Raw genomic sequence first — 23,622 nt, 5'->3', positions numbered from 1 at the left:
GTGAAGCGCGGGGGGTGTCAGGACGAGACGGCGTGCACGATCAGCGAGGCGAGCTGCTCGTACGCCTCCGCGTCGGTCAGCCCGGTGCGCGCCTTGAGCTCGCCCTGCTGGATCTGCCGCATGGTCGCGGCGGCGACCTCGCCGACGAACGCGGTGTGCACCTCACGGAAGGCGCCGCCGGAGACGCCCTCGGCGATCAGCTGCCGGACCCGCTCCGCGGCCGCCCGCGTGTTGGCCTCGTACACCTCGCGGGCGGGCGGGAAGTCCGCGACGTCGTCGAGGAACCGGCGCGAGAGCGGGCGCAGTTGCTCCGCGACGGCGGTCAGATAGACGCGTACGCGGTCGGACGGTTCGACGGTCTGCGCCACCCGCTTCTCCACGGCCTCGGTCGCCCCGCGGAAGTAGTGCTTGAGCGCCTCCACGACCAGCCCCTGTTTGCTGCGGGCCAGTTGGTACAGCGTCGTCTTGGAGCAGCGCAGCCGCTCCGCGAGGTCGTCCAGGGTGAGGTCCGAGAACCCCTCCGCCGTGAGCAGTACGACGAGTCGCTCCAACAGGTCGGCCTGTCGGGCGGTACGGCGGGTGGGCGACATGATCCCAGCCTACCTAGGAGACGCCGTCCCGCTGGGGAATCCGGATCCGTTCCGGGCCGGTCTCCTCGCGCAACGCCTCGTGAACGGGGTCGGGGTCGTCGCTGAGGTAGAAGTGCCCGCCCGGGAAGACCTTCAGCCGGAACGCTCCGGTGGTGTGGCCGGCCCAGTCGGCGACCTCCTCCACGGGCGCCTTGGGGTCCGCGTCGCCCGTGAAGGCGACCACGGGGCAGCGCAGGAGTTCGCCCGGCTGGTGGGCGTAGAGCTCGACCGCGCGGTAGTCGGCGCGGATGGCGGGCAGGGCCATGCTGAGGATGTCGGGGTCGTCGAGGACCGCGGACACCGTGCCGCCGACCGCCTTCAGTTCGGCGACGACGCCCTGTTCGTCCAGCAGGTGGACGCGTTCGCCGCGGGCGGGTCCGGGAGCGCGCCGGCCCGAGACGATCAGCTTGTGCGGCCTGGCTCCGGGCGCGCCGGCTTCGAGACGGCGGGCCACCTCGAAGGCGACGCAGGCGCCCATGCTGTGGCCGAAGAGGACGAGCGGCAGGTCGGCGTCGGCGTCGGCGGTCTCGAGGAACGGCGAGACACGGTCGGCGAGTTCGGCGATGCTCGTCGCACACGGCTCGGACCTGCGGTCCTGCCGGCCCGGGTACTGCACCGCCACCACCTCGACGGACGGTGCGAGGGCGCGCGACAGGTGCACGTAGGCGCTGGCCGCCCCGCCCGCGTGGGGGAAGCACACCAGGCGGGCGGTGGCCTCGGGAGCGGGGGTGAACCGGCGCAGCCACAGGTCGCGGTCGGCGGCCAGAGAAGTCATGGTGCGGGCCTCCAGGTCGGATCAGTCAGGTTGGATCGGATTGGATTGGATCAGGCCGGATCGGATCGGGTCGGATCTTGGCGATGACAGGGATCACCGCCTTGCGCACACTGCCCCGCAGGCCGAGCCCACACCCCTGGAGTGATCCGGCTCACATGCTGTCACAGCGCTTCCTCACCCGGTGTCTTGAGGCCGAAGCCCTGGAAAAGAGCGGGAACCGAAGGAGACACCATGACCGGGAGCACACAGGTGGTCGTGATCGGCGGCGGATACGCCGGCGTCATGGCGGCCAATCGCCTGACGCAGCGCGACGACGTGACAGTGACCCTGATCAACCCGCGGCCGACCTTCGTCGAGCGGATCCGCCTGCACCAACTGGTGGGCGGATCCGACAAGGTCAAGGAACTCGTGTGCCGGGGCACCGTCAAGCAGCTGGCCGACGAGGCACGCAAGCCCGGTTCGCACAGCTGGACCTGGGCCCAGGACGACAAGCGCCGGCAGCTGCTGGGGGCCGGGCGCGGCGGGACGCCGGCCACCGCCGAACAGACGGCCTAGCCAGTCGCCCGAGAACCCGAAGTCACCCGCACAAGGCGGAGTCACCCGCACAAGGCAAGGAGAAGGAGAGCCTCCATGAACCTCACTCTGTGGATCGCCACCGCACTGTTGGCCGCGGTCGCCCTGGCCGGCGGCGTCAGCAAGGCGTTCGTCCCCAAGGAGCGACTGGCCGGGCAGCACGGCGGGGAGTGGACCCGAGACGTCGGCGTCGACTTCGTCAGGACCCTCGGGGTCGTCGAACTCCTGGCCGCGGTGGGCCTGATCCTGCCCGCCGTGCTCGACATCGCACCGGTCATGGTGCCGGTGACCGCCGTCTGCTGGGTCCTGCTCATGGTCGGTGCGATGATCACCCACGGTCGGCTTGGTCAGTTCGGCTTCGTGATGCTGAACCTGGTCTACTTCGCGCTTGCGGTCTTCGTCGCGTGGGGCCGTTTCGGCCCTGAGGCGTTCACCGGCTGACCAAGATGTGTGTGTCCTACGGCCGACCGGGTTCGGCCGCGAAGGAGAGGGGCCGAACCATGAGCGATCACGCCAGTGACACGGCGACCGAGATCTTCGTCGCCCACCGAAACCTGCTCTTCACCGTCGCGTACGAGATGCTCGGATCGGCGGCCGACGCCGAGGACGTCCTCCAGGAGACCTGGCTGCGGTGGGTCAAGGTCGACGTGGAGCAGGTGCGCGACCAGCGCGCCTACCTGGTCCGGATCACGACCCGGCAGTCGCTCAACCGGCTGCGCACGATGAAACGCCGCAAGGAGGCGTACGTCGGTCCCTGGCTGCCCGAGCCGCTGCTCACCGCGCCGGACGTGGCCGAGGACCTCGAACTCGCCGAGAGCGTGTCGATGGCGATCATGCTGGTCCTCGAGACGCTGTCGCCGACCGAGCGCGCCGTCTTCGTGCTGCGCGAGGCCTTCGACGTCAGCTACGACGACATCGCGGCCGCCGTCGACAAGAGCCCCGCGGCCGTCCGCCAGATCGCGCACCGCGCGCGCCGGCACGTCGACGCCCGCCGCCCTCGCACCGTGGTCTCCGCGAGCAGGACCCGGGCGGCTCTGGAGTCGTTCCAGCGCGCGCTCGAGACCAGCGACCTGCAGGGCCTCCTCGACGTCCTCGCCCCCGAGGTCGTCCTGATGAGCGACGGCGGCGGCCTCAAGCAGGCCGCGCGCCGGCCGATCATCGGCGCCGACAAGGTGATCCGCTTCATCGTCGGCGGCGCCGGCAAGGTCGAAGGCGCACTCACCAGCGACCCCACGATGGTCAACGGCAACCCCGCGCTCGTCCTGCGTCTGGACGGCGAGATCGACGGCGTCATGGCGGTCCGCGTCGAGGACGGCCGCATCACCGGCCTCTACTACGTCCGCAACCCGGAGAAGCTGACCCGCGTGGCATCCGAGACCCCGCTCACCCTGCGCTGACCTCTGACCTGCGTCATCCCCCGAAGCACCGGTCTCAGGGAACCCGGAACCTCGCGCACGTCGGCCCGCGCTGGGTGAGCGAGCCGCACTCGTCCTGGGTTCCGTCGCCCGCGTTGAGGGCCATGATGCTGATGCCCGCGGCCTGTGGTGGGAGGGACATCGGCATACTGACCCGCTGCTCGACCACGCCCTTGTCGTTGGGCCTGAGCTCACTCGAGTAGGCGTCCGGCCCGACGGCAGGCTCGGACAAGTCGGCCTTGACGGCGTTGACGAACACCTCGATGCTGGCCCCCGTCTCGACGCCGTCAGCGTGAACGTCGAAACTCAGTTTCAGACGGGACCGAGGGCCGTCGACTTTGATGTTGGTGATGGTCGGCCGCCCGTTTCCCCCGGCAGCCTTGGCCGCGCCGATAACCGCCACGCTCAGAGCCGCCATATAGAGGATCACGCCGAGAATGAGCACGACGGTCTCCCACAGGTTGCCCCGCCGCGTGGGGTGGACGAGCAGGGCCACAATGCTGCAGACGATGGCGAGGATGGCGCAGAGCGAGGCCACATAGATGGGCCACGAGTCGTTGTTGAGGGCAACGAACACGACGTCGCTGCTGAGGCCGAGCAGGGTCATGACGCCGGCGACGGCGACGAGGGCGCCGGCCAGGATCTTGGCAACGTCGTCCAGGCGCTTTCCGATCCTGGCCTGGATCTGTTCGTGCGTCAGGGCAGGTTCTTGTTCGCCGGTCCTCTTGGGGACCCCGCTCATCGCGCTCCTCCTGACCGCAGGCTCTGGGCGGTCAGCCGGTCGTCCGGCTGGCGTCCGGCCCTAGTGGAAGACCCTAGGTTCGCGCGCGAATCTCAGCGACCCGGGGTTGGGCCGGACAGAGGTATCTCAGTGGTCACTGAGCTTGAACTCGTGATGTCGTGCGAGATCAGCCCGATGTGGTTGTCCCCATGAGCGGCCACGACCGTCGTTGTAGATCCATCCCGCGCCACCGACAGCCACGGATCGTCGTGTGCCGGCCGTCCGCGCGCGGCGGCCTGCAGATCACGGCGAGCCGCCACGGCTGCGAGGAGGCACTCCGCGTGCGCCCTCAAGGATCGCGCCCGCCAGCTTCGCACCCGACAGCTTTGCCCCGGTCAAGTCTGCGTTGCTCAGGTCTGCACGGGTCAGGTCTGCGCCGCGCAGGTCGGCGCCGGCCAGGTCCGCGTCAGTCAAGTCCGCCTCGACCAGGACCACGCCGCGCAGGTCTGCGGCGCTCAGGTTCGCGCCGATCAGGGACGCGCGGGTCAAATCGGCGCTCGAGTCGGCCTCGCTGGTTTCGTTGGTCTCTTCGGCCCTGCTCAGGTGCGCGCTGTGAAGGTTCGCTCCGCCGAGATCCGCGCCGGTCATGACGGCCGCGCCCAAGAGTGCGTCGGTCAAAACGGCGCCTCCAAGAAATGCTTGCCGGAGGTCCGTGTCCTGAAGGTTCACGTCGGACATGTCCGCGTTGTCGAGGGACGCGCCGAAGAGGTCGAAATTCTCGAGGCCTGCGTGTCGGAGGTCCGCGCCGGTGAGGAACGCGAAGCGGAAGTTGCTGCGTCTGCGCATGCCGCCTTCCGTGAGCCCCACTTCGCGCTCCAGGCCGCGCAGATCGACGCTGCTCAGATCAACTCGGTACAGGGGCTTCCCGTCCTGGGTCACCTCCCGGTCGGCGGACCGGTTGCCCAGCACGGCAACCACAGCCGCCACGTCGGTAGGTGGCCTGTACTCCTCTGCCGGCTTGAAGCCGCTGTCCGGAACGGGAGCGTGCTGGCGTACGAACGCGGACAGCACCGAGACGACAGTGCGCTGATCCCGAGAGGAGTCCTGCATGATGCGTTGCAGGGCGTAGATTCCCCCCAGGCCCACATCCAACGACGCTGATCCCAGGTTGGTGATCGCTGCGTTGAACCGGGTGGTGATCTGCCCCTGCTCGGAGATCTGCAGATCTTTGTTGGTCTGCCCGACCGACAGCCATGTGAACAGCAGGGCGACGAGTGCGGCCAGTCCCGGCAGCGTGGACGCCGCGAGCGCCACCCACGTCAGTCGGCTGATACCGGTGTCGCGGCCCGGCCCGATCGGGCGGCTCCGTTGCCGTCGATGATCCCTGGCGGCCCGTCGACGTGCGGTCCGGCGGAGTTGTGCGGCGGCAGACGGCTCGATCATCCACTCATGACATCCCAGGAAACAGTGCCCGATTCTCCGCCACGCTGGCGTAGCACTCGATCAGGACTGTCCGTCGGTGAGCTGTTCGCCGCCTGGGGAGATCCCTCAGGGTGGTGACTAAATGTGACATGGCAGTCCAGAAAACGATCAAGAGCCCTGCCTCACCGAAGTGAGCCAGGGCTCTGACCTGCGACTACGAGTGCGTCTCTAGTCGGGACGACAGGATTTGAACCTGCGACCCCTTGACCCCCAGTCAAGTGCGCTACCAAGCTGCGCCACGTCCCGTCGCGCTTCTCGCGGTGTTGTGCCACGTGATCGCGCGAACAGAACATTACCCCACGCCGGACTCCACGCCGAAGGAGGTCTCGGCGCGGGACAATCGCCGTATGGAGCACAGCCGTATCGAGCGCAGCCGTAGGCAGCCCAGCCGTGGGGACGGCGTCCGGGATCGGGACGGCGACGGGCGGGCGCGCAGCGCGCGGCCGCGCGACGGGCTGGGGCGGCCCCTGCCGTACGGCGCGGTGGGGGTGGAGCGGCAGCCCGAGGGGGTGGTGCGGTCCCCGGAGGAGACCGTGGCCGAGGCGCAGGCGCTGCTGTCGGCGGGGAAGCCGTTCCATGCGCACGAGGTCTTCGAGGACGCCTGGAAGTCGGGCCCGGACGCGGAACGTCCGCTGTGGCGGGGGCTCGCCCAGCTCGCGGTGGGGCTCACCCACGAGGCCCGGGGGAACGTCACGGGCGGAGCGCGGCTGCTGCGGCGCGGGGCCGGGGCCGTGGAGCAGTGGGCGGCGGACACCGGGCGGACCCGTCCCCACGGGCTGGATCTCGCCGGGCTGGCCGGCTGGGCGCGGGAGCTCGCGGAGACGGTGGAGCGGACCGGCACGGCGGTGGACGCGCGGACACGGGCGCCGCGGCTGCGGTGACAGCGCGCCTTCCGCCCCGGGTCGGCGCCGATTCCACTCTGGGCCCGCACCCCGCACCCCGCACCGTCACTGTCAGTGGCGTACGGCAGACTCGTGGCGTGCGAAAGATTCATGTCATCGGTATCGGCGCGGGCGACCCCGACCAGCTCACCCTGCAGGCGGTCAGGGCGCTGCGGGGCACGGACGTGTTCTTCGTCCTCGACAAGGGCGAGGTGAAGGGCGATCTGACACAGCTGCGCCGGGACATGCTGGACGCGCACCTACCGCAGGGCGGGTACCGCGTGGTCGAGGCGCGGGACCCGGAGCGGGACCGTCGGGCGGGCGGCGCGGCCTACTCCCCGGCCGTCGGCGACTGGCGCAGCGCCCGCGCCGGGATCTACGAGCGGCTGATCGCCGAGGAGCTCGGCGAGGACGAGAGCGGCGCGTTCCTGGTGTGGGGCGACCCCGCGCTGTACGACAGCACGCTGGGCATCCTGGAGGAGGTGCTGGCGCGGGGCGCGGTGGCCTTCGAGTACGACGTGGTCCCGGGGATCAGCAGCGTCTCCGCGCTCGTCGCCCGGCATCGCACGGGCCTCAACCGGGTGGCGCGGCCGGTGCAGATCACCACCGGGAGACGGCTGGCCGAGGGGTTCCCGGAGGGGGTGGACGACGTGGTGGTGATGCTGGACGCCCACCAGGCCTTCCGGCAGTACGCCGAGGAGGACATCGACATCTACTGGGGCGCCTACATCGGCACCCCGGACGAGATCCTCGTCTCCGGTCCGATCGCCGAGGCCGGCCCACGGATCGAGCGGCTGCGCGCCGAGGCGCGCGAGCGCAAGGGCTGGATCATGGACACGTATCTGCTGCGCCGCAACCCCGGGGACGCGTAGGGGCCGGCGGACGCGTCCCGGCCGTAGAGCCCCTGCCGGCCGTAGGGCGCGTGACGGCCGTCGCGGGGGGCACCCGTGCGGACCGTTCCCGCATGCGGGGCCGGTCCCCCGGTGTGATCGTGACCTCGTGACAGTCACCGAGGAGTCCGCGGGAGCCGACGGACCGCCGGGCCCCGTCCCGGGATCCGCGCAGGCCGGTGCCCAGCCGCCCGTCCTGGACCCACGACGCCGCAACATCGTCTTCGCGACGATCGTGCTGGGCATGCTGCTGGCCGCCCTGGACCAGACGATCGTGGGCACCGCGCTGCCGACGATCGTGTCGGACCTCGGCGGCGCCGAGCACATGTCGTGGGTGGTCACCTCCTACCTCCTCGCGGAGACCGTCGCGACCGTGCTGGTCGGCAAGTTCGGCGACCTGTTCGGGCGCAAGGTGGTCTTCCAGGTCTCGGCGATCGTCTTCATCACGGGCTCGTTCCTGTGCGGTCTGGCGACGAACATGTCGCTGCTGATCGCCTGGCGGGCCATGCAGGGCGTCGGTGCGGGCGGGCTGATGGTGACGGCGATGGCGCTGATCGCCGATGTCATCCCGCTGCGGGAGCGCGGCAAGTACCAGGGCGCGATCGGCGCGGTGTTCGGCGTGGCCACCGTCATCGGGCCGCTGCTGGGCGGGCTGTTCACCGACCATCTGACCTGGCGGTGGGCGTTCTACGTCAACGTCCCGCTCGCGATCCTCGTCGTCGTCGCGGCCGCCCGCACCATCCCGGTGGTGAAGTCGGCGGTCCGGCCGGTCATCGACTATCTGGGCATCGCGCTGGTCGCGGTCGGCGCGAGCGCGCTGATCCTGGCGACCAGTTGGGGCGGCAACGAGTACGCGTGGGGCTCGGGCGTCGTCATCGGCCTGTTCGCGGGCGGCGCGATCGCGCTCGCCCTGTTCTGCTGGATCGAGACCCGGGCCGAGCAGCCCATGCTTCCCATGCGGCTGTTCGCCAACCCGGTCTTCACGGTCTGCTCGATCCTCAGCTTCATCGTCGGTTTCGCGATGCTGGGCGCGATGACGTATCTGCCGACCTATCTGCAGTACGTCGACGGCGACTCGGCGACCGTCTCCGGGGTGCGCACCCTGCCGATGGTGCTCGGCCTGCTCATCGCGTCGATCTTCAGCGGCAACGTGGTCAGCAAGACCGGGCAGTACCGTTTCTTCCCCATCGTCGGCTCGCTGGTGATGGGGGTCGGCCTGTATCTGATGTCCCTCATGGGGCCGTCCACGGGCGCCTGGCTGGAGTCGCTGTACATGTTCGTGCTCGGCACCGGCATCGGCCTGTGCATGCAGGTGCTGACGATCGCCGTGCAGAACACCGTCGAGTACGCCGACCTCGGCACCGCCACCTCCGGCGTCACCTTCTTCCGCACGCTCGGCAGCTCCTTCGGCACGGCCGTCTTCGGCACCATCTACACCAACTCCCTCACGCCGAACCTCAAGGACGGGATCGCGTCGGCGACCTCGGCGGGCGACGTCGACCCGGCCGTCGTCACCAAGGCGGCGACCAGCCCGGAGGGCCTGCACCAGCTGCCCTCCCCCGTCGCCGCCCCGATCATCCAGGCGTACGCGGACACCATCCAGACGGTCTTCCTGTGGACCGTGCCGGTGGCGGCCCTGGGCTTCGTCGTCTCCCTGTTCCTCAAGCAGGTCCAGCTGAGGGACAGCGCGCGGATGGGCTCCACCGACATGGGCGAGGGGTTCGCCCAGCCGTCCGGCGCGGACTCGCGGCGGGTGCTGGAGGCGTCCGTCGCCAAGATCATCGGCGGTACGGACATGGACACCGCGCGCCGGATCGTGGAGGAGTCCGACACCCGCCTCGACGCGGCGGGCGCGTGGGCGGTGATGCAGGTCGAGCTGTACACCCGGATGGTCGGACACGCCAGCCTCGGGCTGGTCTCCGGCCGCCGTCATCTGCCGCCGGAGGTGCTGCTCCCGGTGTTCGACCGCATGGTCGACGAGGGGTATCTGACCCGCCACGGCTCACTGCTGTCGCACACCCCGGCGGGCGCCCGCGAGGCCCGGGTCATCACCGAGGCCTGGGGCTCCTGGCTGGAGGACCGAGTGGCCCAGGACATCGGCCGCCCGTCGGGCGACGACCTGCGGGCCGCGGTGGACACCATCTCCAAACGGCTCCTGGTCGAGGACCTCGACGACGGTCTGCCCCGGCACCGGCCGGAACGGGAACCAGCGGTCGTCGCCCCCTGAAAACCGGATGCCCGGCGCCACGGGCCGCCCGCATACTCGACGCCATGTCCCCCGCGCCCGTCCGTTTCCGCGACCCCCGTGTCACGCAGTACGACTACGTCTCCTCGATGCTGGTCCGCTGCCCGCGCTGCGAGCGCGTCGCCCACTACGAGTGCCGCCCGGGCCGCGCGCCCGACGCGCACGGCGTGATCCGCTCCGAGCGGCGGCTGGTCTGCCGTTCCTGCGGACTGTCCCGGATCTCCTCGGGACCGTCCAAGGCGCACTCGGGCGGACAGCCCTGCCGGCCGTCGCTGTGGCTGCGGGCCGAGACCCGGCACGGCGTGGTGTGGGCGTACAACCTCGAACACCTCGACCTGCTCAGGCGGTTCGTGGCGGCCTCGCTGCGGGAGCGGGCGCCCTGGTACGACACGGGTCGGAAGATGACGCTGATCGCCCGCCTCCCCGCCTGGATCAAGAGCGCCAAGAACCGCACCGAGGTGCTCCGCGCCCTCGACCGCCTCCGCGCCTCCGTCACGGCCGTCTGAACCCCACCAGCCCTAACGCCCCGCCCCGAACGGACCCACCCGCCCCAACCACCCCAGGACGCCGGCCACATCCGCCACCGTCGTGACGTCTTCCGGCAGCGGCGGCCGTCGTACGACCACGACGGGGAGCCCGAGCTCCCGGGCGGCCGTCAGTTTCGCGGCCGTGGCGCTCGCCCCGCTGTCCTTCGTCACCAGCACGTCGATCCGGTGCTCCCGCAGCAGCGCCAGCTCGTCGGCGACGGTGAACGGGCCGCGCGCCAGGAGCAGTTCGACGTCCGTCGGCATCGGCGGCGCGGGCGGCTCCACCGACCGTACGACGAAGTGCAGCGCGTCGAGGTGGGCGAAGGCGGCGAGGCCCAGGCGGCCCGTGGTCAGCAGGACCCGTCGGCCCACGCCGGGCAGCAGGGCCGCCGCCTCGTCCAGTGACGCGACCTCGTGCCACCGGTCCCCCGGTCCCGGCCGCCAGCCCGGCCGGCGCAGCACCGCCAGCGGCAGTCCGGTGGCCGCCGCCGCGCTCGCCGCGTTCGCGGTGATGCCGACGGCGAAGGGGTGGGTGGCGTCGACCACGGCGTCCGCCCGCTCCGCGCGCAGCCAGTCGGCGAGCCCCCGCGCCCCGCCGAACCCGCCGATCCGCACGTCCCCTTCGAGCGCGCCCGGCCGGGACACCCGCCCCGCCAGTGACGAGGTCACCCGGACGCCGGGGCGGGCCGCCAGGGTCGCGGCCAGCTCGCGCGCCTCGGTGGTGCCGCCCAGCACCAGGACATGGAGGCGTCCGGGCGGTCCGGCCCCCGTCATGTCGAGTCACGCACGATGACCCGGCCGAGCGTCATGGTCAGGTCGGCGGCGTCGAGGCCGAGGGCGGTGCGGGCGGCGAGGCGGCCGCGGGACTCGGCGTCGATGTGGACGGTGGTGAGCGCGGGGGTGACCAGCTCGCCGTACTCGGTGTCGTCGTAGCCGATGACGGCGAGGTCGGCGGGGGCGGTCAGGCCCAGGTCGTGCACGGCGGTGAGGGTGCGCAGGCCCACCGGGTCGTCGAAGGCGGCGACCGCCGTGACCTCGGGATGCGCGGCGCGGAAGTCCCGTACGGCGTCCGTGCCGGCCTGTCTCGGCCGGGGGACGACGAAGGAGGTCAGCGGGGCGAGGTCCAGTCGGCGGGCGGTCTCGTGGGCGAACCGCAGCCGGGCCTGCGTCAGCGGGAACTCGTGGTCGGGCAGCGCCATCGCGAGGTGGGTGTGGCCCCGGTCGGCGAGGTGGCGGATCTGCAGTGCGGCGTGCGCGGCGAAGCCGTTCTCCCAGTCGCCCTCGTCGGGCTCCCGGCCGCCCAGGTAGGCCTCGCCGAACCGCAGCTCGGCGCGGGGCGCGATCGCGTCGAGGACCTGGCGGTTCGAGCGGGGGCCGAGGTGGCCGTGTCGGACCAGCAGGACGTGGTCGTGGGCGGCGAGTTCGTCGTCGAGACCGCGGATGTAGCTGCGGGAGAAGTTGCCCTCCAGGCCCCGGTCGACGTTGAGGACGACGATCCGCGAGGAGCCCTCGCGCAGGGCGCGGGCGATGCCGTGCGGGACGTAGCCGAGTTCGCGGGCGGCCGCCAGGACGCGCTCGCGGGTGGGCGTGGAGATCGTCTGCCGGGGGTCGTCGTTGAGGACGAAGCTCACCGTGGCGCGGGAGACCCCGCTCGCCGCGGCGACGTCGTTCAGCGTCACCCGCCGTCCAGCAGCCACTGCACGCCCCGATCGGTCCGTCACGGCGGATCGACGGCCGCCCACCCGGTTCAGTCTAGGCAGCCTCGCCTACCGCAGCAGGAGCTGCAGGCCGCCCACCACCGTCGCCGCGATCACCAGCTGTTCGAACAGCCGCTGGTTGATGCGGTGCACGGCCCACTTGCCGAGCAGCGCGCCCGGGACGACGAACGCCACGAGGGCGGCGTCCAGGAGGAGCGAGTGGCCGTCGATCAGGCCGAGGCCCGCGCTGAAGGGCACCTTCGAGACGTTGACGATCAGGAAGAAGAACGCGGAGGTGCCCAGGAAGCCGAGCTTGCGGAAGCCGGCCGAGAGCAGGTACATCGACATCACGGGGCCGCCGGCGTTGGCGACCATGGTGGTGAAGCCGCCGAGGACGCCGTAGGAGCGGGCCTTGATCCGGCCGGCCCGGGTGACCACGGCGTCGGGGTCGTCCACCGCTTCGGCCGTGCGGCGCCGCCACACCGTGACGCCCGCCATCAGCAGCAGGATCGCGCCGATCGACGTACGCACGACGTCGTCGTCGGCCCACACCAGGAACAGCGTGCCGATCACCACGCCGGCCGCGACCGCCGGGAACAGCCGCCACAGCGTGGGCCAGTGGGCGTGCCGCCGGTAGGTGATCACGGCCAGGACGTCCCCGGCGATCAGCAGCGGCAGCAGCACGCCCGTGGAGGCGCGGGCGGGCAGGACCGCGGCGAAGACCGCGAGGCTGACCGTGTTGGCCCCGCTGACGGCCGTCTTGGAGAAGCCGACCAGGAGGGCCGCGAAGCCGAGGGCGGCGAACTCCCAGCCGGTGATGTGCCACAACGTCATCGTGTTCATGCGGGGACCGATGCTACGCACAGTTAACGGGCGGCTGTAAGGACCGTCTCGCCAGGTGACCACTGGGGCCGGTGTGACCTCCGCCGAGCCCCCTGGGAAGATCCCCGAGGACCGTCGCCGACACAGCAGACACAGCCGGGGCGGACACAGCCGGGCAGGCACAGCGGCACAGCCTGCGCAGACATGGAGGAGACATGGCCGAGCACGTCCTCGCGGGCGACCGGGGCACGATCACCGCACACGAGTGGCCGCACCCACGCCCGCGCTACGTCGCTCTCGTCGTCCACGGCTACGGCGAGCACGTCGGCCGCTACCAGGAACTGGCCGACGTCCTCACCGCGCACGGCGCGGCCGTCTTCGGCCCCGACCACGTCGGCCACGGGAAGTCCGCGGGCGAGCGCGTGCTGATCGAGGACTTCGAGGACGTGGTCGCCGACGTGCACACCGTGGCGGACCTCGCCCGCACCGCGCACCCGGACGTCCCGCTGGTCGTCGTGGGGCACTCCATGGGCGGGCTCGTCGCGGCCCGCTACGCGCAGCGGTACGGCGACGAACTCGCCGCGCTCGTGCTGTCCGGTCCGGTGATCGGCGCCTGGCGGACGCCGGGACGGCTGCTCGCCCACGACGAGATCCCCGATGTCCCGATCAACCCGGCCGCGCTCTCCCGCGACCCGGCGGTCGGCGCGGCCTACGCGGCCGATCCACTGGTCTGGCACGGGCCGATGAAGCGGCCGACGCTGGAGGCCTTCGTACGGACCCTGGGGACGGTCACCGAGAGCGGCGACGTCGGTCCGCTCCCGCTGCTGTGGCTGCACGGCGACGACGACCGGCTGGTCCCGCTGCCGGACAGCCGGATCGGCGTGCAGCGGCTGAGCGGGGGCGCGCTGACCGAGCGGATCTACGCCGGCGCCCGGCACGAGGTCTTCTGCGAGACGAACCGGGCCGAGGTGTTCGCGGACCTGATCCGCTTCCTCGACGGCGTCCTCGCCGACGGGCCCACCGGTGGGCCCGCCCGGTGAGTCACCGCGGGGCGGATCATCCGCCGAGCCGGGACAGCGCCGCCGACACCAGGGTGTGCACCCCGGGCACGAGCACCGACGGGTCCGGCGCGAACAGCGGGCTGTGGTTGCCCGGCACGGCGTCGAGCTTCTCCGCCAGTTGCTCCCCCGGCGCCGCGTCCCACACTCCGGCCGGGGTCGAGGTCACGTACCAGTAGTCGTACGGCACGCCCGCGGGGGCCAGGAGGGAGAAGTCCTCGCTGCCCATGGCCCGACCGAAGTCGAACACCGTGTGCGCGCCGAACAGTTCGCGGTGCACGGCGGCGATCTCCCCGTCCAGGGCGGCGTCGTTGACGGTGTTCGGATAGCCGGGGACGACCGTGATCCCGGGCGGGACCGGGCAGCCCGCGGCGGCGCACTCCCCTTCGACGATGCGCCGGATCGCGGTCAGGACCCGCTCGCGCACCCGGGTGTCCTGGGTGCGCAGGTTCAGCGCGAACCGAGCCTCGGCGGGGATGATGTTGGGCTTGGCGCCGGCGTGGAACGTGCCCACCGTCAGCACCGCCGACTCGCTCGCCGCGACCTCGCGCGAGACGACCGTCTGCAGCCGGGTGACGATGTACGCGGCCGTCACCACCGGGTCGACGGTCGACTCGGGCCGCGAGCCGTGGCCGCCCACCCCGTGCACGACGACCTCGACGTCGTCGGCGGCCGACAGGGTCAGACCGGGGGTGTGCGGAAAGAACCCGGCGAGCCCGGGCGCGACGTGCTGGCCGAACAGGACGTCGGGGCGCGGGAAGCGGACGTGGATCCCGTCGGCGACCATCGCCGCCGCACCGCCCTCGGCCTCCTCCGCCGGCTGCCCCACCACGACGAGCGTCCCGGACCAGGTCTCACGGGCGGCGGCGAGCACCTCGGCGGCGGCCGCGAGCCAGGTGACGTGCAGATCATGGCCGCAGGCGTGCATCACCCCGTCGACCGTGGAGGCGTACGCCAGACCGGTCGCCTCCGGCACCGGCAGCGCGTCCATGTCCCCGCGCAGCCACACCACCGGCCCGTCGCCGTTGGCCAGCACCCCGACCACCCCGGTACGGGCGACGCCCTCGGTCACCTCGTACCCGGCGGCCCGCAGCCGTCCGGCGAGGCGCGCGGCGGTGCGGTGCTCCTGGAAGGCCAGTTCGGGGTGGCGGTGCAGGTCCCGGTAGAAGTCCTCGAGGTCCCCCGTCTTCAGCTCCGAGGCGATCTCCCGGGTCAGACGGGCGACGACGGCCGGCTCGCTCATACCGCTCCCTCTCCGTGGCACTGTCCGTGGCACTTCCGTGCCGATTCCGCCTCGCAGCCTAGGCCGAACAGCCGAGTAGCCCACCGGCCGAATAGCCGAACGGCCGAGGAACGCGGTCCCGGACCCCGCCTGTTCCGGCCGTTCGGCCGAGGCGGGCGCGGGGCCCGGCGGACGAGAGTGGACCCACACAGTCAGAAGGGATACGTGATGCAGTCCAGCAGGTTCGTCGTCGGCGCGATCGGGGGCGCGGCGGCCGTGGTGGCCCTCGGCGGTCTCGGCACCCATCTGCTCTCGGGCACCGAGTCCACCACCGAACTCGACGCGCGGAGCACGGTCCTGGTCGATGGCCACAAGGCGCTGGCCGGCTCCATCGTCGCGGGCCGCACCCAGAGCAGGTTCCACCCGCTGCCGTGGGTCGGCACGAAGGTCACCGTGACCTGCCCGACCGGTCTGAAGGCCGTCGTCGGCGCGACCGTCGTCTGCACCGGCAAGGAGAGCGGCGGCACAAGCGTCGACATCCCGGTCCGCGTGCTGAAGGCCACCGCCGACTCGGTCACCTGGACGTTCGAGCGCTGAGAAAGCGCCGAGAAAGCGCCGAGACAGACGAGACAGCTGAGACAGCTGAGACAGCACTGCGAAAGGCGACGCCCCGTCATGAGCACGGTTCTGGCCGGCTACGGCCTAGTGAAGAAGTACGGCGCCACCACCGCCCTGGCCGGGGTCGACGTCGAGGTCGGCGAGCGGGACTCCCTCGCCGTGATGGGCCCCTCGGGCTCCGGCAAGTCCACCCTCCTGCACACCCTCGCCGGGATCGTCCGCCCCGACGGCGGCCAGGTCCTGCTGCGCGGCGTCCGCATGGACGACCTGGGCGAGAACAAGCTCAGCGCGCTGCGCCGGAAACGGTTCGGGTTCGTCTTCCAGTCCGGCCAGCTGCTGCCCGAGCTGCCCGCCGAGGAGAACGTGGCCCTGCCGCTGATGCTGGAGGGCGCCTCGCGCAAGGCGGCCGTGCAGCGCGCCCGCCGCTGGTTCGCCCCGCTCGGTCTCGACGGCCTCGAACAGCGCCGTCCGGGACAGCTGTCGGGCGGTCAGGCGCAGCGTGTCGCCATCGCCCGTGCGCTGGTCGTCGAGCCGGACGTGGTCTTCGCCGACGAGCCGACCGGCGCCCTGGACCAGCGCACCAGCGCGGAGGTCGTCCGCCTGCTCACCTCCGTCACCCGCGCGCAGGGCGCCGCCCTGGTGATGGTCACGCACGACGCCGACGTCGCCGCCCACTGCGACCGGATCCTCCAGGTCCGCGACGGCCTGATCAGCGGCCACAGCCAGTACACGGTCGCCTGACCGCACGCCTCCAGGAGAACCCGTATGCGCTCCCCCGTCCTGCCCCTGACCTGGCATCTGGCCAGATCCTCCGGCCGCCGTGGGCTGCAGAGCCTGCTGCTCGCGGCCGCGGTCGCCGCCACCGGCGCCTTCGTGATGCTGGTGGTGCTCGCCGCCTGCCTCGGCTCCGGCGCCCGCGCCGACCGCACCGCCTGGCGCACTCCCGAGCCGGCCCGGCACGCCACCGCCGTCCAGGCCCTCGCCACGACGTACGTCCGCCACGAACCCCTCACAATCGTCTCCCTGGCGCAGCTCCCCGGGCGGGCCCGGACCCCGGCCCCGCCGGGCCTGAGCCGCTTTCCCCGGCAGGGGGAGGTGTACGTCTCCCCCGCCCTGGCCGAGCTGCTGCGCGAGCTGCCCGCCGCCCGACTGGCCGACCGGTTCCCGAAGCCGGCGTCGCCGGGGTCGTACGGCACGATCGGCGCGGCCGGTCTCGCCTCGCCGGACGAGCTGGTCGCCGTGGTGGGCCGGGCGCCGGGCGATCCGGCGCTCTCCGCGGCGGCCGCGGGCGGACAGACCTGGTTCGACCAGGGCCAGACGGCGCGGGCGGACGTCGCCGGGTTCTCCGGGACGAAGGCGAGCATGTTCACCGCCGCGGACCGGGGGACGACCCTGTTGGGCCTCGTCCTGCTCGCGATGCCGGTGATCGTCCTGTCGGCGGCCGCCGGACGGCTCGGCGCCGCCCGGCGCGAACAGCGGCTCGCCGCCCTGCGGCTGGCCGGCGCGACCCCGCGGCAGATCATCGCGATGACCGCCGCAGAGGCGGCCGCGGTCGGCGCGGCCGGCGCCCTCTGCGGCGCGCTGGCCTACGCGGCGCTGCTGCCCGCCCTCGCCGAGATCCCCTACGGGGTCGGGTCCTGGTACCGGGGCGACCTGTGGGTGGGGCTCGGTCTGATCCCCGCGGTGGGGGCGGCGGTCACCGCCCTGATCACGGTCAGCGCCGTGACGATGCTGCGTCAGGTGGCGACCGCTCCCCTGGGCGTCGCCCAGCAGGCGAACCCGCGCCGCACCCGGCTGATCCGGCTGGTGCTGTTCGTGGCGGTCCTGGGTTACGTCCTGCGGTCGACCGGCGGCGGCAGCGATCTCAAGCCCCGACAGGCGCTCGCCCTGCTGCTGCTCTTCTACGGCGCGTTCTGGCTGTTCGGCCCGTGGGTCGTGGACCGGCTGGGCCGGATCGTGAGCCGTTTCGCCCGCCGCCCGGCGACCCTGCTGGCCGGCCGCCGGCTCAGCGACGATCCGCGCGGCGCCTGGCGCACCGTCAGCGGCCTGGTGCTGGCCGGGTTCGCGGCCGGATTCTTCTCCGTCGGCCTCCTCGGCCCGGACGACTCGCAGTACCGGGACCAGATCGCGGTGCTCACCCCCGACGCCCGGCACGCGGCCGTCGAGGCCCGCGCCCTGCTGCACCGCTCCGGTGTGAACGCGACGGTGAGGGTCGGCGGCGAGGACGACTTCGACAGCCTGCTGGGCGGCGCGCCGGGCCTCCTCGTCCACGTCGGAGGCGGCAGCGGCAACGGCAGCGGCAGCGGCAGCGGCAGCGGCAGCGGCAGCGGGAATCGGCTCGACGCCGCCGTCACCGCCCTCACCCCCGTCGCGCCGGACCACCTGCCCTACACCCAGGACTACGCCGTCGCGAGCGACCGGGTGATCAGCGACCGCATCGCCGACGTCAGCACCGCCACCCTGGCCCTGAGCTTCCTGGTCGCGACCGCCTCCGCGGGCCTGACCGCCGCAGCCGACGTCCTCGACCGGCGCCGGGTGTACGGCCTGCTGCGGCTGGCGGGCACCCCGTTGAAGGTGCTGGACCGGGCCCGCACCCGGGAGACGGTCCTCCCGCTGGTGGTTCTGGCGGGCGGCACCACCGCGATGGGCGTGTACGGCTCCTACCAGGTCCACCAGTTGGCCGGCGCCTCCCTGGACGCCGACGGCGCCCTGCGGCTCGCCGCCTGTGTGGTGCTCGGGGTGCTCGCGATGTTCGCCGCGATCACCGTCAGCCGTCCGCTGCTGCGCCGGGTGACGGCGGACCCCGCGCACGCGGCCGACTGAGGCCCGGGTCCCGCCGTGCCCGCCTCTCGCCTGAGGCATGATCGAGCCATGACCATCCCGGCCCCCGACGCCCCCGCCCCCAGCGCCTCCGCCCCCATCCGGGTCCTCATCGCCGACGACCAGGACATGGTGCGCACGGGCTTCCGCTTCTTCCTGGACGCGCAGCCGGACATCACGGTGGTCGCCGAGGCCGCCGACGGGGAGGAGGCGGTGGCGCTGGCCCGGGCGGTGCGGCCGGACGTGTGCCTCCTGGACATCCGGATGCCGAAGCTGGACGGTCTGGCCGCCACCCGCATGCTGGCCGGGCCGGACGTCCCGGATCCGCTGCGGGTGGTCGTGGTCACCACCTTCGACCTGGACGAGTACGTGTACGGGGCGCTGCGCGGCGGCGCGTGCGGCTTCCTGCTGAAGGACTCCGGGCCGACGCTCCTGGCGGAGGCGGTCCGGGCGGCCGCCGCGGGCGACTCCCTGGTCTCCCCGTCGGTCACCGTCCGTCTGCTCCAGCACCTCACGGCCCCGCAGACGCCGGCCGCCGGCCCGCGCCCGGCCGCCCTCCCCGAACCTCTCACCGACCGCGAGCTGGACGTCGTACGCCTGGTCGCCCTCGGGCGGACGAACGCCGAGCTCGCCGCCGAGCTGTACGTCTCGCTGTCGACGGTGAAGACGCACCTGTCGAGCGTTCAGTCGAAGCTGGGCGCCCGCAATCGTGTGGAGATCGCGGCCTGGGCCTGGCAGCACGGGTACGCGCAGCCCAGGCCGTGAGCCTCAGAGGTCCAGCAGCCTGGTGATGGTGCGCAGCACGCCGTCGTCGTTGTTGGACGGGGCGAGGTGGCGGGCCCGGCGCACGACCTCCGGGTGGGCGTTGGCCATGGCGAACGACCAGTCGGCGGCGTCCAGCATCTCCAGGTCGTTGAGGTAGTCGCCGAACACCAGCGTCTGCGCGGGCGTGACGCCCAGCTCGGCCTGGAGCCGCCGCAGGGCGGCGCCCTTGTTGGCGGTGCGGTTCATGACGTCGACCCAGTGCTCGCCGGAGACGACGACCTTGTGGGTGTCGGCGAAGGGCGCGAGGGCGGGCGCGGTGGTCTCCTCGGCGGACCCGAAGGCGAACAGGGCGACCTTGATGACGTCGTCGTCGACGGCGGTGAGGTCCTCGACGGTCTCGCAGCGCAGGTAGTAGCTGCGCACCTCGGCGAGGAAGGCCTCGTCGGTCCGCTCGACGTAGGCGGAGCGCTTCCCGCAGACGACGGCGCCCAGGTCGACGCCGTCGCCGGCGAGTCGCCGTACGGCCTCGACGACGCGGGTCACCACCGTCGGGTCCAGCGGGTCGGAGCTCAGCTCCTGGCCGTCGCGCACCACATAGGTGCCGTTCTCCGCGATGAACACCATCCCGTCGGCGACCTCGGCGAACTCCGCCGCCAGCGTGGCGTACTGACGTCCGCTGGCCGGGCTGAACAGCACCCCGCGCTCGCGCAGCCGGGCCAGGGTGTCCCACAGGCCGTCGGGTACGCGCTTGTCGTCGTCGAGCAGGGTGCCGTCCATGTCGGTGACGATCAGCCGGATGTCGAGGGCGCCCGCCGACGGCCCGGAGACGGTCGGCCCGGAGACGGCGAGCTCGGAGACGGCGAGCTCGGAGACGGTCGAGTCGGGGGCGGTCTGCTCGGAGTCGGTCAGTTGGGGGACGTGGGAGTAGGGCATGTCCTGCTTCTTGTCCGGGGATGATCGGAATTTCACCCTACCGGGGGACCGGTGAATCCCGGGACAGCGGTGATCATCCGGCGGCAGAATGGCAGCCGGACGGTCACCGGACGGTCGGGTGCGAGAAGGAGCGAGGGACGTGGGCGGGACACGGCTGGACACGAGCGTGGCGCACAACGCGCGGGTGTGGAACTACTGGATCGGCGGCAAGGACAACTACGAGGTCGACCAGCGGGTCGGCGAGCACGTCGCCGGGATGTTCCCGCTCATCCGGGACATCGCCCGCGCGGACCGCTGGTTCCTGGGCCGGGCGACGCGGTTCCTGGCCGAGGAGCGCGGCATGCGGCAGTTCCTGGACATCGGCACCGGGCTGCCCACGGCCGACAACACCCACGAGATCGCCCAGCGCATCGCGCCCGAGTCGCGGATCGTGTACGTCGACAACGACCCCATCGTGCTGGCGCACGCCCGCACCCTGCTGACCGGCACCGACGAGGGCCGCACCGACTACATCGACGCCGACGTCCACGACCCGGCGGCGATCCTCGAACGCGCCGCGGGCACACTGGACTTCACGCGCCCGGTCGCGGTGATGATGCTGGGCATCCTGAACTTCGTCCTGGACGTCGAGGCGGCCCGGGACATCGTCCGCAGGATCATGGCCGAGGTCCCCTCCGGCAGCTGTCTGGTCCTGACCCACCCGACCCACGACGGCGAGGTGGGCGGCGAGGGCCAGATCCCGGCGATGAAGTTCTGGAACGAGAACGCGACCCCGCCGATCACCGCCCGCAGCGGCGCGGACATCGCCGCGTTCTTCGACGGCCTGGACCTGCTGGAGCCGGGTCTGGTGTCCTGCTCGCGCTGGCGCGCCGGGGCCGACTCCCCCGCGGTGGTTCCGCAGTACGGCGCGGTGGCCGTGAAACCCTGACGGGCGTACCGGGGCGTACCGAACGTACCGGCGGCAGCGCTCGTGGAGGACGTATGACGACCCTTGCCGATCCCGTCCCCGGCGGGCGCCCCGGAGACGTCGAACGGGCGGGTGCGCTGAGCGGCGAGCTCTCCGGCCGGGGCGTGCACGGGATCGTCCTGGCCTACGTCGACACCGCGGGCGTCGGCCGGGTGAAGACGATCCCGGCGGCGGGTCTGGCGTCGGCGGCGGCCTGGGGCGTGGGGATGTCCCCGGTGTTCGACACGTTCCTGGCCGACGACCGCATCGTCGCCACCGACGTCCTGGGCTCCCCGGACGGCGACCTGCGTCTGTACCCCGACCTGGACGGGCTGGTGGTGCTGGCCGGACAGCCGGGCTGGGCGTGGGCGCCGGTCGACCGGGTCACCCAGGACGGCGCACGCCACCCGGGCTGCTCCCGCACCTTCCTGCGCCGGGTCGTCGCCGACGCGGCCCGCGACCACGGTCTCGCCTTCAAGGCGGCCATCGAGATCGAGTGGGCCTTCGGCCTGGACTCCGCGCCCGCCGGGGAGTTCGTCCCGGCGACCACGGGACCGGCGTACGGCGCGACCCGTCAGGTCGAGCTGGGCGAGTGCACCGCCGATCTGCTGGCGGCGTGCGCGGCACAGGGGGTGGAGGTCGACCAGGTCCATCCCGAGTACGCGCCCGGCCAGTTCGAGATCTCGGTGGGCGCCCTCGACCCGGTGGCGGCGGCCGACCGCAGCGTCCTGGTCCGCCAGACGATCCGCGCGGTGGCCCGGCGGCACGGACTGCGGGTCTCCTTCTCGCCGGCCGTCGTCGCCGAGGGCGTCGGCAACGGCGGGCACGTCCACCTCTCCGCCTGGCGCGACGGCGTGAACCTGCACTCCGGCGGCGAGCGGCGGCACGGCCTGACGGCCGACGCGGAGGCGTTCGCGGCCGGTGTCCTCGCCCGGCTGCCCGCCCTGACGGCGGTGACCGCGCCGAGCCCCGCCAGCTATCTGCGGCTCAAGCCCTCCCAGTGGGCGGGGGTGTTCACCGCCTGGGGACTGGAGACCCGCGAGTGCGCGCTGCGGCTGGTGCGGGGCACGGCGGGCCGGCGCGCCGAGCAGGCGAACCTCGAGGTCAAGCCCGTGGACCTGGCCGCCAACCCGTATCTCGCCCTCGGCTGTCTGATCGCCGCCGGTCTCGACGGGCTCGCCTCGGCCGCCGCGCTCCCCGAGGAGACGACCGGCGACCCGGCGCGGCTCGGCCCCGAGAAGGCCGCGGCCCGGGGCGTGCGCCGGCTGCCGACCTCGCTGCCCGAGGCGGTGGCGCGGTTCCGCGCGGACGAGGTGCTGCGCACCGCGCTCGGCCCGGTCCTCGCCGACGCGGTGACCGCCGTACGGCAGGGTGAGAGCGTCGGCGTCGAGGGGCTCGACGACGAGCGGGTGGCCGCCGCGTACCGCTGGAGGTACTGACATGGGCGACAGGAACGGGACAGTTCGCGGACCGGTCCATGAGGCGCTCGCCGAGCTGGAGTTGGTGGACCACCACTGCCACGGGGTGGCCGTCGACGCCCTGGACCGGGCGGCCTTCGAGTCACTGCTCACCGAGGGCGACCGCTGGCCCGGCGTCTCCCCCTTCGACACGCCCGCGGGGGTCGCCGTACGCCGTCACTGCGCGCCCCTGCTCGACCTGGAGCGGCACGCGCCCGCCGACGTCTATCTGGCCCGGCGCGCGGAGTTGGGCCCGCGGGAGGTCGACCGGCGGTTCCTCGCGGCGGCCCGGACGGGCGTGTTCTGCGTGGACACCGGGTTCGCCCCGCACCGGATCACCACGCCCGCCGAACTGGCCGAGGCGGCCGGCGGTGTCGCGTGCGAGGTGGTACGGCTGGAGGGCGTCGCCGAGGCCGTCGCCGCGCGGGGCGTCGAGGCGGACGGGTACGCCGACGCGTTCCGGGCGGCCGCGCTGGAGGCGGTGCGGCGGCCGGGGGTGGTCGGGGTGAAGTCGGTGGCCGCCTACCGCACCGGCTTCGACCTGGACCCGGCCCGCCCCTCGGACGCCGACGTCACCCGGGCCGCCCGGCGCTGGCTGGCGGACGGCGGACGGCTGGCGGACCCGGTGCTGGTGCGGGAGCTGCTGTGGACCGCCGTCGACCTGGGGCTCCCGCTCCAGCTCCACACCGGCTTCGGCGACAGCGACCTCCGGCTGCACCGGGTGGATCCCGCCCTGCTGACGGACTGGCTGCACCTGATCTCGGGCACCATCCCGGTGATGCTTCTGCACTGCTGGCCCTATCAGCGCCACGCCGGCTACCTGGCCGCCGTGTTCGAGCATGTGTACCTGGACGTGGGGCTCACCCTGCACCACGTCGGCCCGGCGCGGGCGCGGGCGGTCCTGGAGGAGGCGCTCGAGATCACACCGTTCCGCAAACTGCTGTACAGCTCCGACGCCTACGGTGTCGCGGAGTTCTACGGGCTCGGCGCGCTGGCGTTCCGCCGGGGTCTGGGGGATCTGCTCCAGGACCGGGTGGACGCCGACGAACTGGGCCTGCCCGACGCCCTGCGCCTGGCACGCTGGGCGGGAGCGGACAACGCCCGCCGGGTCTACCGGCTTCCCGACGGACACTGAAAGTATGATCA

At 72.6% G+C, this 23,622-nt stretch carries 23 protein-coding genes, 1 tRNA gene and 1 pseudogene; 15 read left to right on the top strand and 10 right to left on the bottom strand.

The features are described from left to right. Nucleotides 1-17: 17 nt before the first annotated feature. Nucleotides 18-590 (bottom strand): TetR/AcrR family transcriptional regulator, encoded by a 573-nt coding sequence (locus tag OG562_RS37065; RefSeq protein ID WP_266405881.1) that lies wholly within the window; start codon nucleotides 588-590, stop codon nucleotides 18-20. A gap of 13 nt (nucleotides 591-603) precedes the next feature. Beyond that, a complete protein-coding gene (locus OG562_RS37060) occupies nucleotides 604-1,404 on the bottom strand; it encodes a thioesterase II family protein (RefSeq protein ID WP_266405879.1) in 801 nt (266 codons plus the stop codon). Between the two features lie 231 nt (nucleotides 1,405-1,635). Between OG562_RS37060 and OG562_RS37055 the strand changes: the two are divergent. From OG562_RS37055 to OG562_RS37045, 3 genes and pseudogenes are all read left to right on the top strand, one after another. Further along, a pseudogene (locus OG562_RS37055) lies at nucleotides 1,636-1,797 on the top strand (FAD-dependent oxidoreductase); the annotation flags it as partial. A gap of 237 nt (nucleotides 1,798-2,034) precedes the next feature. Beyond that, on the top strand, nucleotides 2,035-2,418 hold the full coding sequence (locus tag OG562_RS37050; protein ID WP_266405878.1) for a DoxX family protein: 384 nt from the start codon (nucleotides 2,035-2,037) through the stop codon (nucleotides 2,416-2,418). A 59-nt stretch (nucleotides 2,419-2,477) separates the two neighbouring features. Next, nucleotides 2,478-3,374, top strand: coding sequence for an RNA polymerase sigma-70 factor (locus OG562_RS37045; RefSeq protein ID WP_266405877.1), 897 nt, complete (start codon nucleotides 2,478-2,480; stop codon nucleotides 3,372-3,374). A gap of 34 nt (nucleotides 3,375-3,408) precedes the next feature. Here the strand turns inward: OG562_RS37045 and OG562_RS37040 are convergent, their stop codons facing one another. The 3 genes from OG562_RS37040 to OG562_RS37030 all read right to left on the bottom strand — a co-directional run bounded on the left by OG562_RS37040 (nucleotide 3,409) and on the right by OG562_RS37030 (nucleotide 5,841). Next, nucleotides 3,409-4,134 (bottom strand): hypothetical protein, encoded by a 726-nt coding sequence (locus OG562_RS37040; RefSeq protein ID WP_266405876.1) that lies wholly within the window; start codon nucleotides 4,132-4,134, stop codon nucleotides 3,409-3,411. A 282-nt stretch (nucleotides 4,135-4,416) separates the two neighbouring features. After that, nucleotides 4,417-5,556, bottom strand: a complete 1,140-nt coding sequence (locus tag OG562_RS37035) for a pentapeptide repeat-containing protein (protein WP_266405875.1) — start codon at nucleotides 5,554-5,556, stop codon at nucleotides 4,417-4,419. Between the two features lie 211 nt (nucleotides 5,557-5,767). Further along, nucleotides 5,768-5,841 (bottom strand) — tRNA-Pro (locus OG562_RS37030). 101 nt (nucleotides 5,842-5,942) lie between these two features. On the opposite strand from OG562_RS37030, the gene OG562_RS37025 reads away from it, so the two are divergent. From OG562_RS37025 to OG562_RS37010, 4 genes are all read left to right on the top strand, one after another. Continuing rightward, nucleotides 5,943-6,476: a DUF309 domain-containing protein gene (locus OG562_RS37025; protein ID WP_266405873.1), complete on the top strand. Its 534-nt coding sequence runs from the start codon at nucleotides 5,943-5,945 to the stop codon at nucleotides 6,474-6,476. A 98-nt stretch (nucleotides 6,477-6,574) separates the two neighbouring features. Beyond that, nucleotides 6,575-7,348, top strand: coding sequence for a precorrin-6A synthase (deacetylating) (gene cobF, locus OG562_RS37020; RefSeq protein WP_266405871.1), 774 nt, complete (start codon nucleotides 6,575-6,577; stop codon nucleotides 7,346-7,348). A 214-nt stretch (nucleotides 7,349-7,562) separates the two neighbouring features. Further along, a complete protein-coding gene (locus OG562_RS37015; protein ID WP_266409722.1) occupies nucleotides 7,563-9,593 on the top strand; it encodes an MDR family MFS transporter in 2,031 nt (676 codons plus the stop codon). A gap of 44 nt (nucleotides 9,594-9,637) precedes the next feature. Then, nucleotides 9,638-10,117, top strand: coding sequence for a hypothetical protein (locus tag OG562_RS37010; protein WP_266405869.1), 480 nt, complete (start codon nucleotides 9,638-9,640; stop codon nucleotides 10,115-10,117). Nucleotides 10,118-10,129: 12 nt separating this feature from the next. On the opposite strand, the gene OG562_RS37005 is transcribed toward OG562_RS37010, so the two are convergent. The 3 genes from OG562_RS37005 to OG562_RS36995 all read right to left on the bottom strand — a co-directional run bounded on the left by OG562_RS37005 (nucleotide 10,130) and on the right by OG562_RS36995 (nucleotide 12,678). Continuing rightward, on the bottom strand, nucleotides 10,130-10,912 hold the full coding sequence (locus OG562_RS37005; RefSeq protein WP_266405868.1) for a cobalt-precorrin-6A reductase: 783 nt from the start codon (nucleotides 10,910-10,912) through the stop codon (nucleotides 10,130-10,132). Next, on the bottom strand, nucleotides 10,909-11,817 hold the full coding sequence (locus OG562_RS37000; protein ID WP_323187594.1) for a LacI family DNA-binding transcriptional regulator: 909 nt from the start codon (nucleotides 11,815-11,817) through the stop codon (nucleotides 10,909-10,911). Before OG562_RS37000 ends, OG562_RS37005 begins: the two co-directional genes overlap by 4 nt. Nucleotides 11,818-11,904: 87 nt before the next feature. Beyond that, on the bottom strand, nucleotides 11,905-12,678 hold the full coding sequence (locus OG562_RS36995) for a sulfite exporter TauE/SafE family protein (protein ID WP_266405865.1): 774 nt from the start codon (nucleotides 12,676-12,678) through the stop codon (nucleotides 11,905-11,907). Nucleotides 12,679-12,872: 194 nt separating this feature from the next. On the opposite strand from OG562_RS36995, the gene OG562_RS36990 reads away from it, so the two are divergent. Beyond that, a complete protein-coding gene (locus tag OG562_RS36990; RefSeq protein WP_266405864.1) occupies nucleotides 12,873-13,697 on the top strand; it encodes an alpha/beta hydrolase in 825 nt (274 codons plus the stop codon). 16 nt (nucleotides 13,698-13,713) lie between these two features. Here the strand turns inward: OG562_RS36990 and OG562_RS36985 are convergent, their stop codons facing one another. Beyond that, entirely contained in the window at nucleotides 13,714-14,958 is a 1,245-nt protein-coding gene (locus OG562_RS36985; protein ID WP_266405863.1) for an amidohydrolase, read from the bottom strand. A 207-nt stretch (nucleotides 14,959-15,165) separates the two neighbouring features. Here OG562_RS36985 and OG562_RS36980 point away from each other — a divergent pair, with 207 nt between their 5' ends. The 4 genes from OG562_RS36980 to OG562_RS36965 all read left to right on the top strand — a co-directional run bounded on the left by OG562_RS36980 (nucleotide 15,166) and on the right by OG562_RS36965 (nucleotide 19,140). Further along, on the top strand, nucleotides 15,166-15,534 hold the full coding sequence (locus OG562_RS36980) for a hypothetical protein (RefSeq protein WP_266405861.1): 369 nt from the start codon (nucleotides 15,166-15,168) through the stop codon (nucleotides 15,532-15,534). Nucleotides 15,535-15,612: 78 nt separating this feature from the next. Next, on the top strand, nucleotides 15,613-16,296 hold the full coding sequence (locus OG562_RS36975) for an ABC transporter ATP-binding protein (protein ID WP_266405860.1): 684 nt from the start codon (nucleotides 15,613-15,615) through the stop codon (nucleotides 16,294-16,296). Between the two features lie 24 nt (nucleotides 16,297-16,320). Next, a complete protein-coding gene (locus OG562_RS36970) occupies nucleotides 16,321-18,378 on the top strand; it encodes an FtsX-like permease family protein (RefSeq protein WP_266405859.1) in 2,058 nt (685 codons plus the stop codon). Nucleotides 18,379-18,426: 48 nt separating this feature from the next. Next, nucleotides 18,427-19,140, top strand: coding sequence for a response regulator transcription factor (locus tag OG562_RS36965; RefSeq protein ID WP_266405858.1), 714 nt, complete (start codon nucleotides 18,427-18,429; stop codon nucleotides 19,138-19,140). A 3-nt stretch (nucleotides 19,141-19,143) separates the two neighbouring features. Here OG562_RS36965 and OG562_RS36960 read toward each other — a convergent pair whose 3' ends face one another. Beyond that, entirely contained in the window at nucleotides 19,144-20,073 is a 930-nt protein-coding gene (locus tag OG562_RS36960; protein ID WP_266405856.1) for a Cof-type HAD-IIB family hydrolase, read from the bottom strand. Nucleotides 20,074-20,161: 88 nt separating this feature from the next. Here OG562_RS36960 and OG562_RS36955 point away from each other — a divergent pair, with 88 nt between their 5' ends. From OG562_RS36955 to OG562_RS36945, 3 genes are read left to right on the top strand one after another with little or no spacing between them, the layout of a single operon-like run. Then, nucleotides 20,162-21,001 carry an SAM-dependent methyltransferase gene (locus OG562_RS36955; RefSeq protein WP_266405855.1) on the top strand — a complete coding sequence of 280 codons (840 nt, stop codon included), beginning with the start codon at nucleotides 20,162-20,164 and terminating at the stop codon, nucleotides 20,999-21,001. 53 nt (nucleotides 21,002-21,054) lie between these two features. Continuing rightward, on the top strand, nucleotides 21,055-22,458 hold the full coding sequence (locus OG562_RS36950; protein WP_266405854.1) for a glutamine synthetase family protein: 1,404 nt from the start codon (nucleotides 21,055-21,057) through the stop codon (nucleotides 22,456-22,458). A gap of 1 nt (nucleotide 22,459) precedes the next feature. Further along, the gene (locus OG562_RS36945; RefSeq protein ID WP_266405853.1) at nucleotides 22,460-23,611 is read left to right on the top strand and encodes an amidohydrolase family protein; all 1,152 of its coding nucleotides are present in this window, start codon (nucleotides 22,460-22,462) and stop codon (nucleotides 23,609-23,611) included. The last annotated feature ends 11 nt before the right edge of the window (nucleotides 23,612-23,622 follow it).

It is taken from the genome of Streptomyces sp. NBC_01275, assembly GCF_026340655.1.
In the GTDB taxonomy this organism is placed as follows: domain Bacteria; phylum Actinomycetota; class Actinomycetes; order Streptomycetales; family Streptomycetaceae; genus Streptomyces.
This window is presented reverse-complemented; position numbering and strand designations above follow the sequence as displayed.

Excerpts from the sequence above, each read along its gene's own strand:
- OG562_RS37005 (WP_266405868.1), bottom strand. The coding sequence starts at position 10,912 with ATGACGGGGGCCGGACCGCCCGGACGCCTCCATGTCCTGGTGCTGGGC.
- OG562_RS36970 (WP_266405859.1), top strand. The coding sequence starts at position 16,321 with ATGCGCTCCCCCGTCCTGCCCCTGACCTGGCATCTGGCCAGATCCTCC.
- OG562_RS36960 (WP_266405856.1), bottom strand. The coding sequence starts at position 20,073 with ATGCCCTACTCCCACGTCCCCCAACTGACCGACTCCGAGCAGACCGCC.
- OG562_RS37050 (WP_266405878.1), top strand. The coding sequence starts at position 2,035 with ATGAACCTCACTCTGTGGATCGCCACCGCACTGTTGGCCGCGGTCGCC.
- OG562_RS37045 (WP_266405877.1), top strand. The coding sequence starts at position 2,478 with ATGAGCGATCACGCCAGTGACACGGCGACCGAGATCTTCGTCGCCCAC.
- OG562_RS37010 (WP_266405869.1), top strand. The coding sequence starts at position 9,638 with ATGTCCCCCGCGCCCGTCCGTTTCCGCGACCCCCGTGTCACGCAGTAC.
- OG562_RS36965 (WP_266405858.1), top strand. The coding sequence starts at position 18,427 with ATGACCATCCCGGCCCCCGACGCCCCCGCCCCCAGCGCCTCCGCCCCC.
- OG562_RS37060 (WP_266405879.1), bottom strand. The coding sequence starts at position 1,404 with ATGACTTCTCTGGCCGCCGACCGCGACCTGTGGCTGCGCCGGTTCACC.
- OG562_RS36995 (WP_266405865.1), bottom strand. The coding sequence starts at position 12,678 with ATGAACACGATGACGTTGTGGCACATCACCGGCTGGGAGTTCGCCGCC.
- OG562_RS37035 (WP_266405875.1), bottom strand. The coding sequence starts at position 5,556 with ATGATCGAGCCGTCTGCCGCCGCACAACTCCGCCGGACCGCACGTCGA.
- OG562_RS36980 (WP_266405861.1), top strand. The coding sequence starts at position 15,166 with ATGCAGTCCAGCAGGTTCGTCGTCGGCGCGATCGGGGGCGCGGCGGCC.
- OG562_RS36990 (WP_266405864.1), top strand. The coding sequence starts at position 12,873 with ATGGCCGAGCACGTCCTCGCGGGCGACCGGGGCACGATCACCGCACAC.
- OG562_RS36945 (WP_266405853.1), top strand. The coding sequence starts at position 22,460 with ATGGGCGACAGGAACGGGACAGTTCGCGGACCGGTCCATGAGGCGCTC.
- OG562_RS36950 (WP_266405854.1), top strand. The coding sequence starts at position 21,055 with ATGACGACCCTTGCCGATCCCGTCCCCGGCGGGCGCCCCGGAGACGTC.
- OG562_RS36975 (WP_266405860.1), top strand. The coding sequence starts at position 15,613 with ATGAGCACGGTTCTGGCCGGCTACGGCCTAGTGAAGAAGTACGGCGCC.
- OG562_RS37025 (WP_266405873.1), top strand. The coding sequence starts at position 5,943 with ATGGAGCACAGCCGTATCGAGCGCAGCCGTAGGCAGCCCAGCCGTGGG.
- OG562_RS37040 (WP_266405876.1), bottom strand. The coding sequence starts at position 4,134 with ATGAGCGGGGTCCCCAAGAGGACCGGCGAACAAGAACCTGCCCTGACG.
- OG562_RS37065 (WP_266405881.1), bottom strand. The coding sequence starts at position 590 with ATGTCGCCCACCCGCCGTACCGCCCGACAGGCCGACCTGTTGGAGCGA.
- OG562_RS36985 (WP_266405863.1), bottom strand. The coding sequence starts at position 14,958 with ATGAGCGAGCCGGCCGTCGTCGCCCGTCTGACCCGGGAGATCGCCTCG.
- OG562_RS36955 (WP_266405855.1), top strand. The coding sequence starts at position 20,162 with ATGGCAGCCGGACGGTCACCGGACGGTCGGGTGCGAGAAGGAGCGAGG.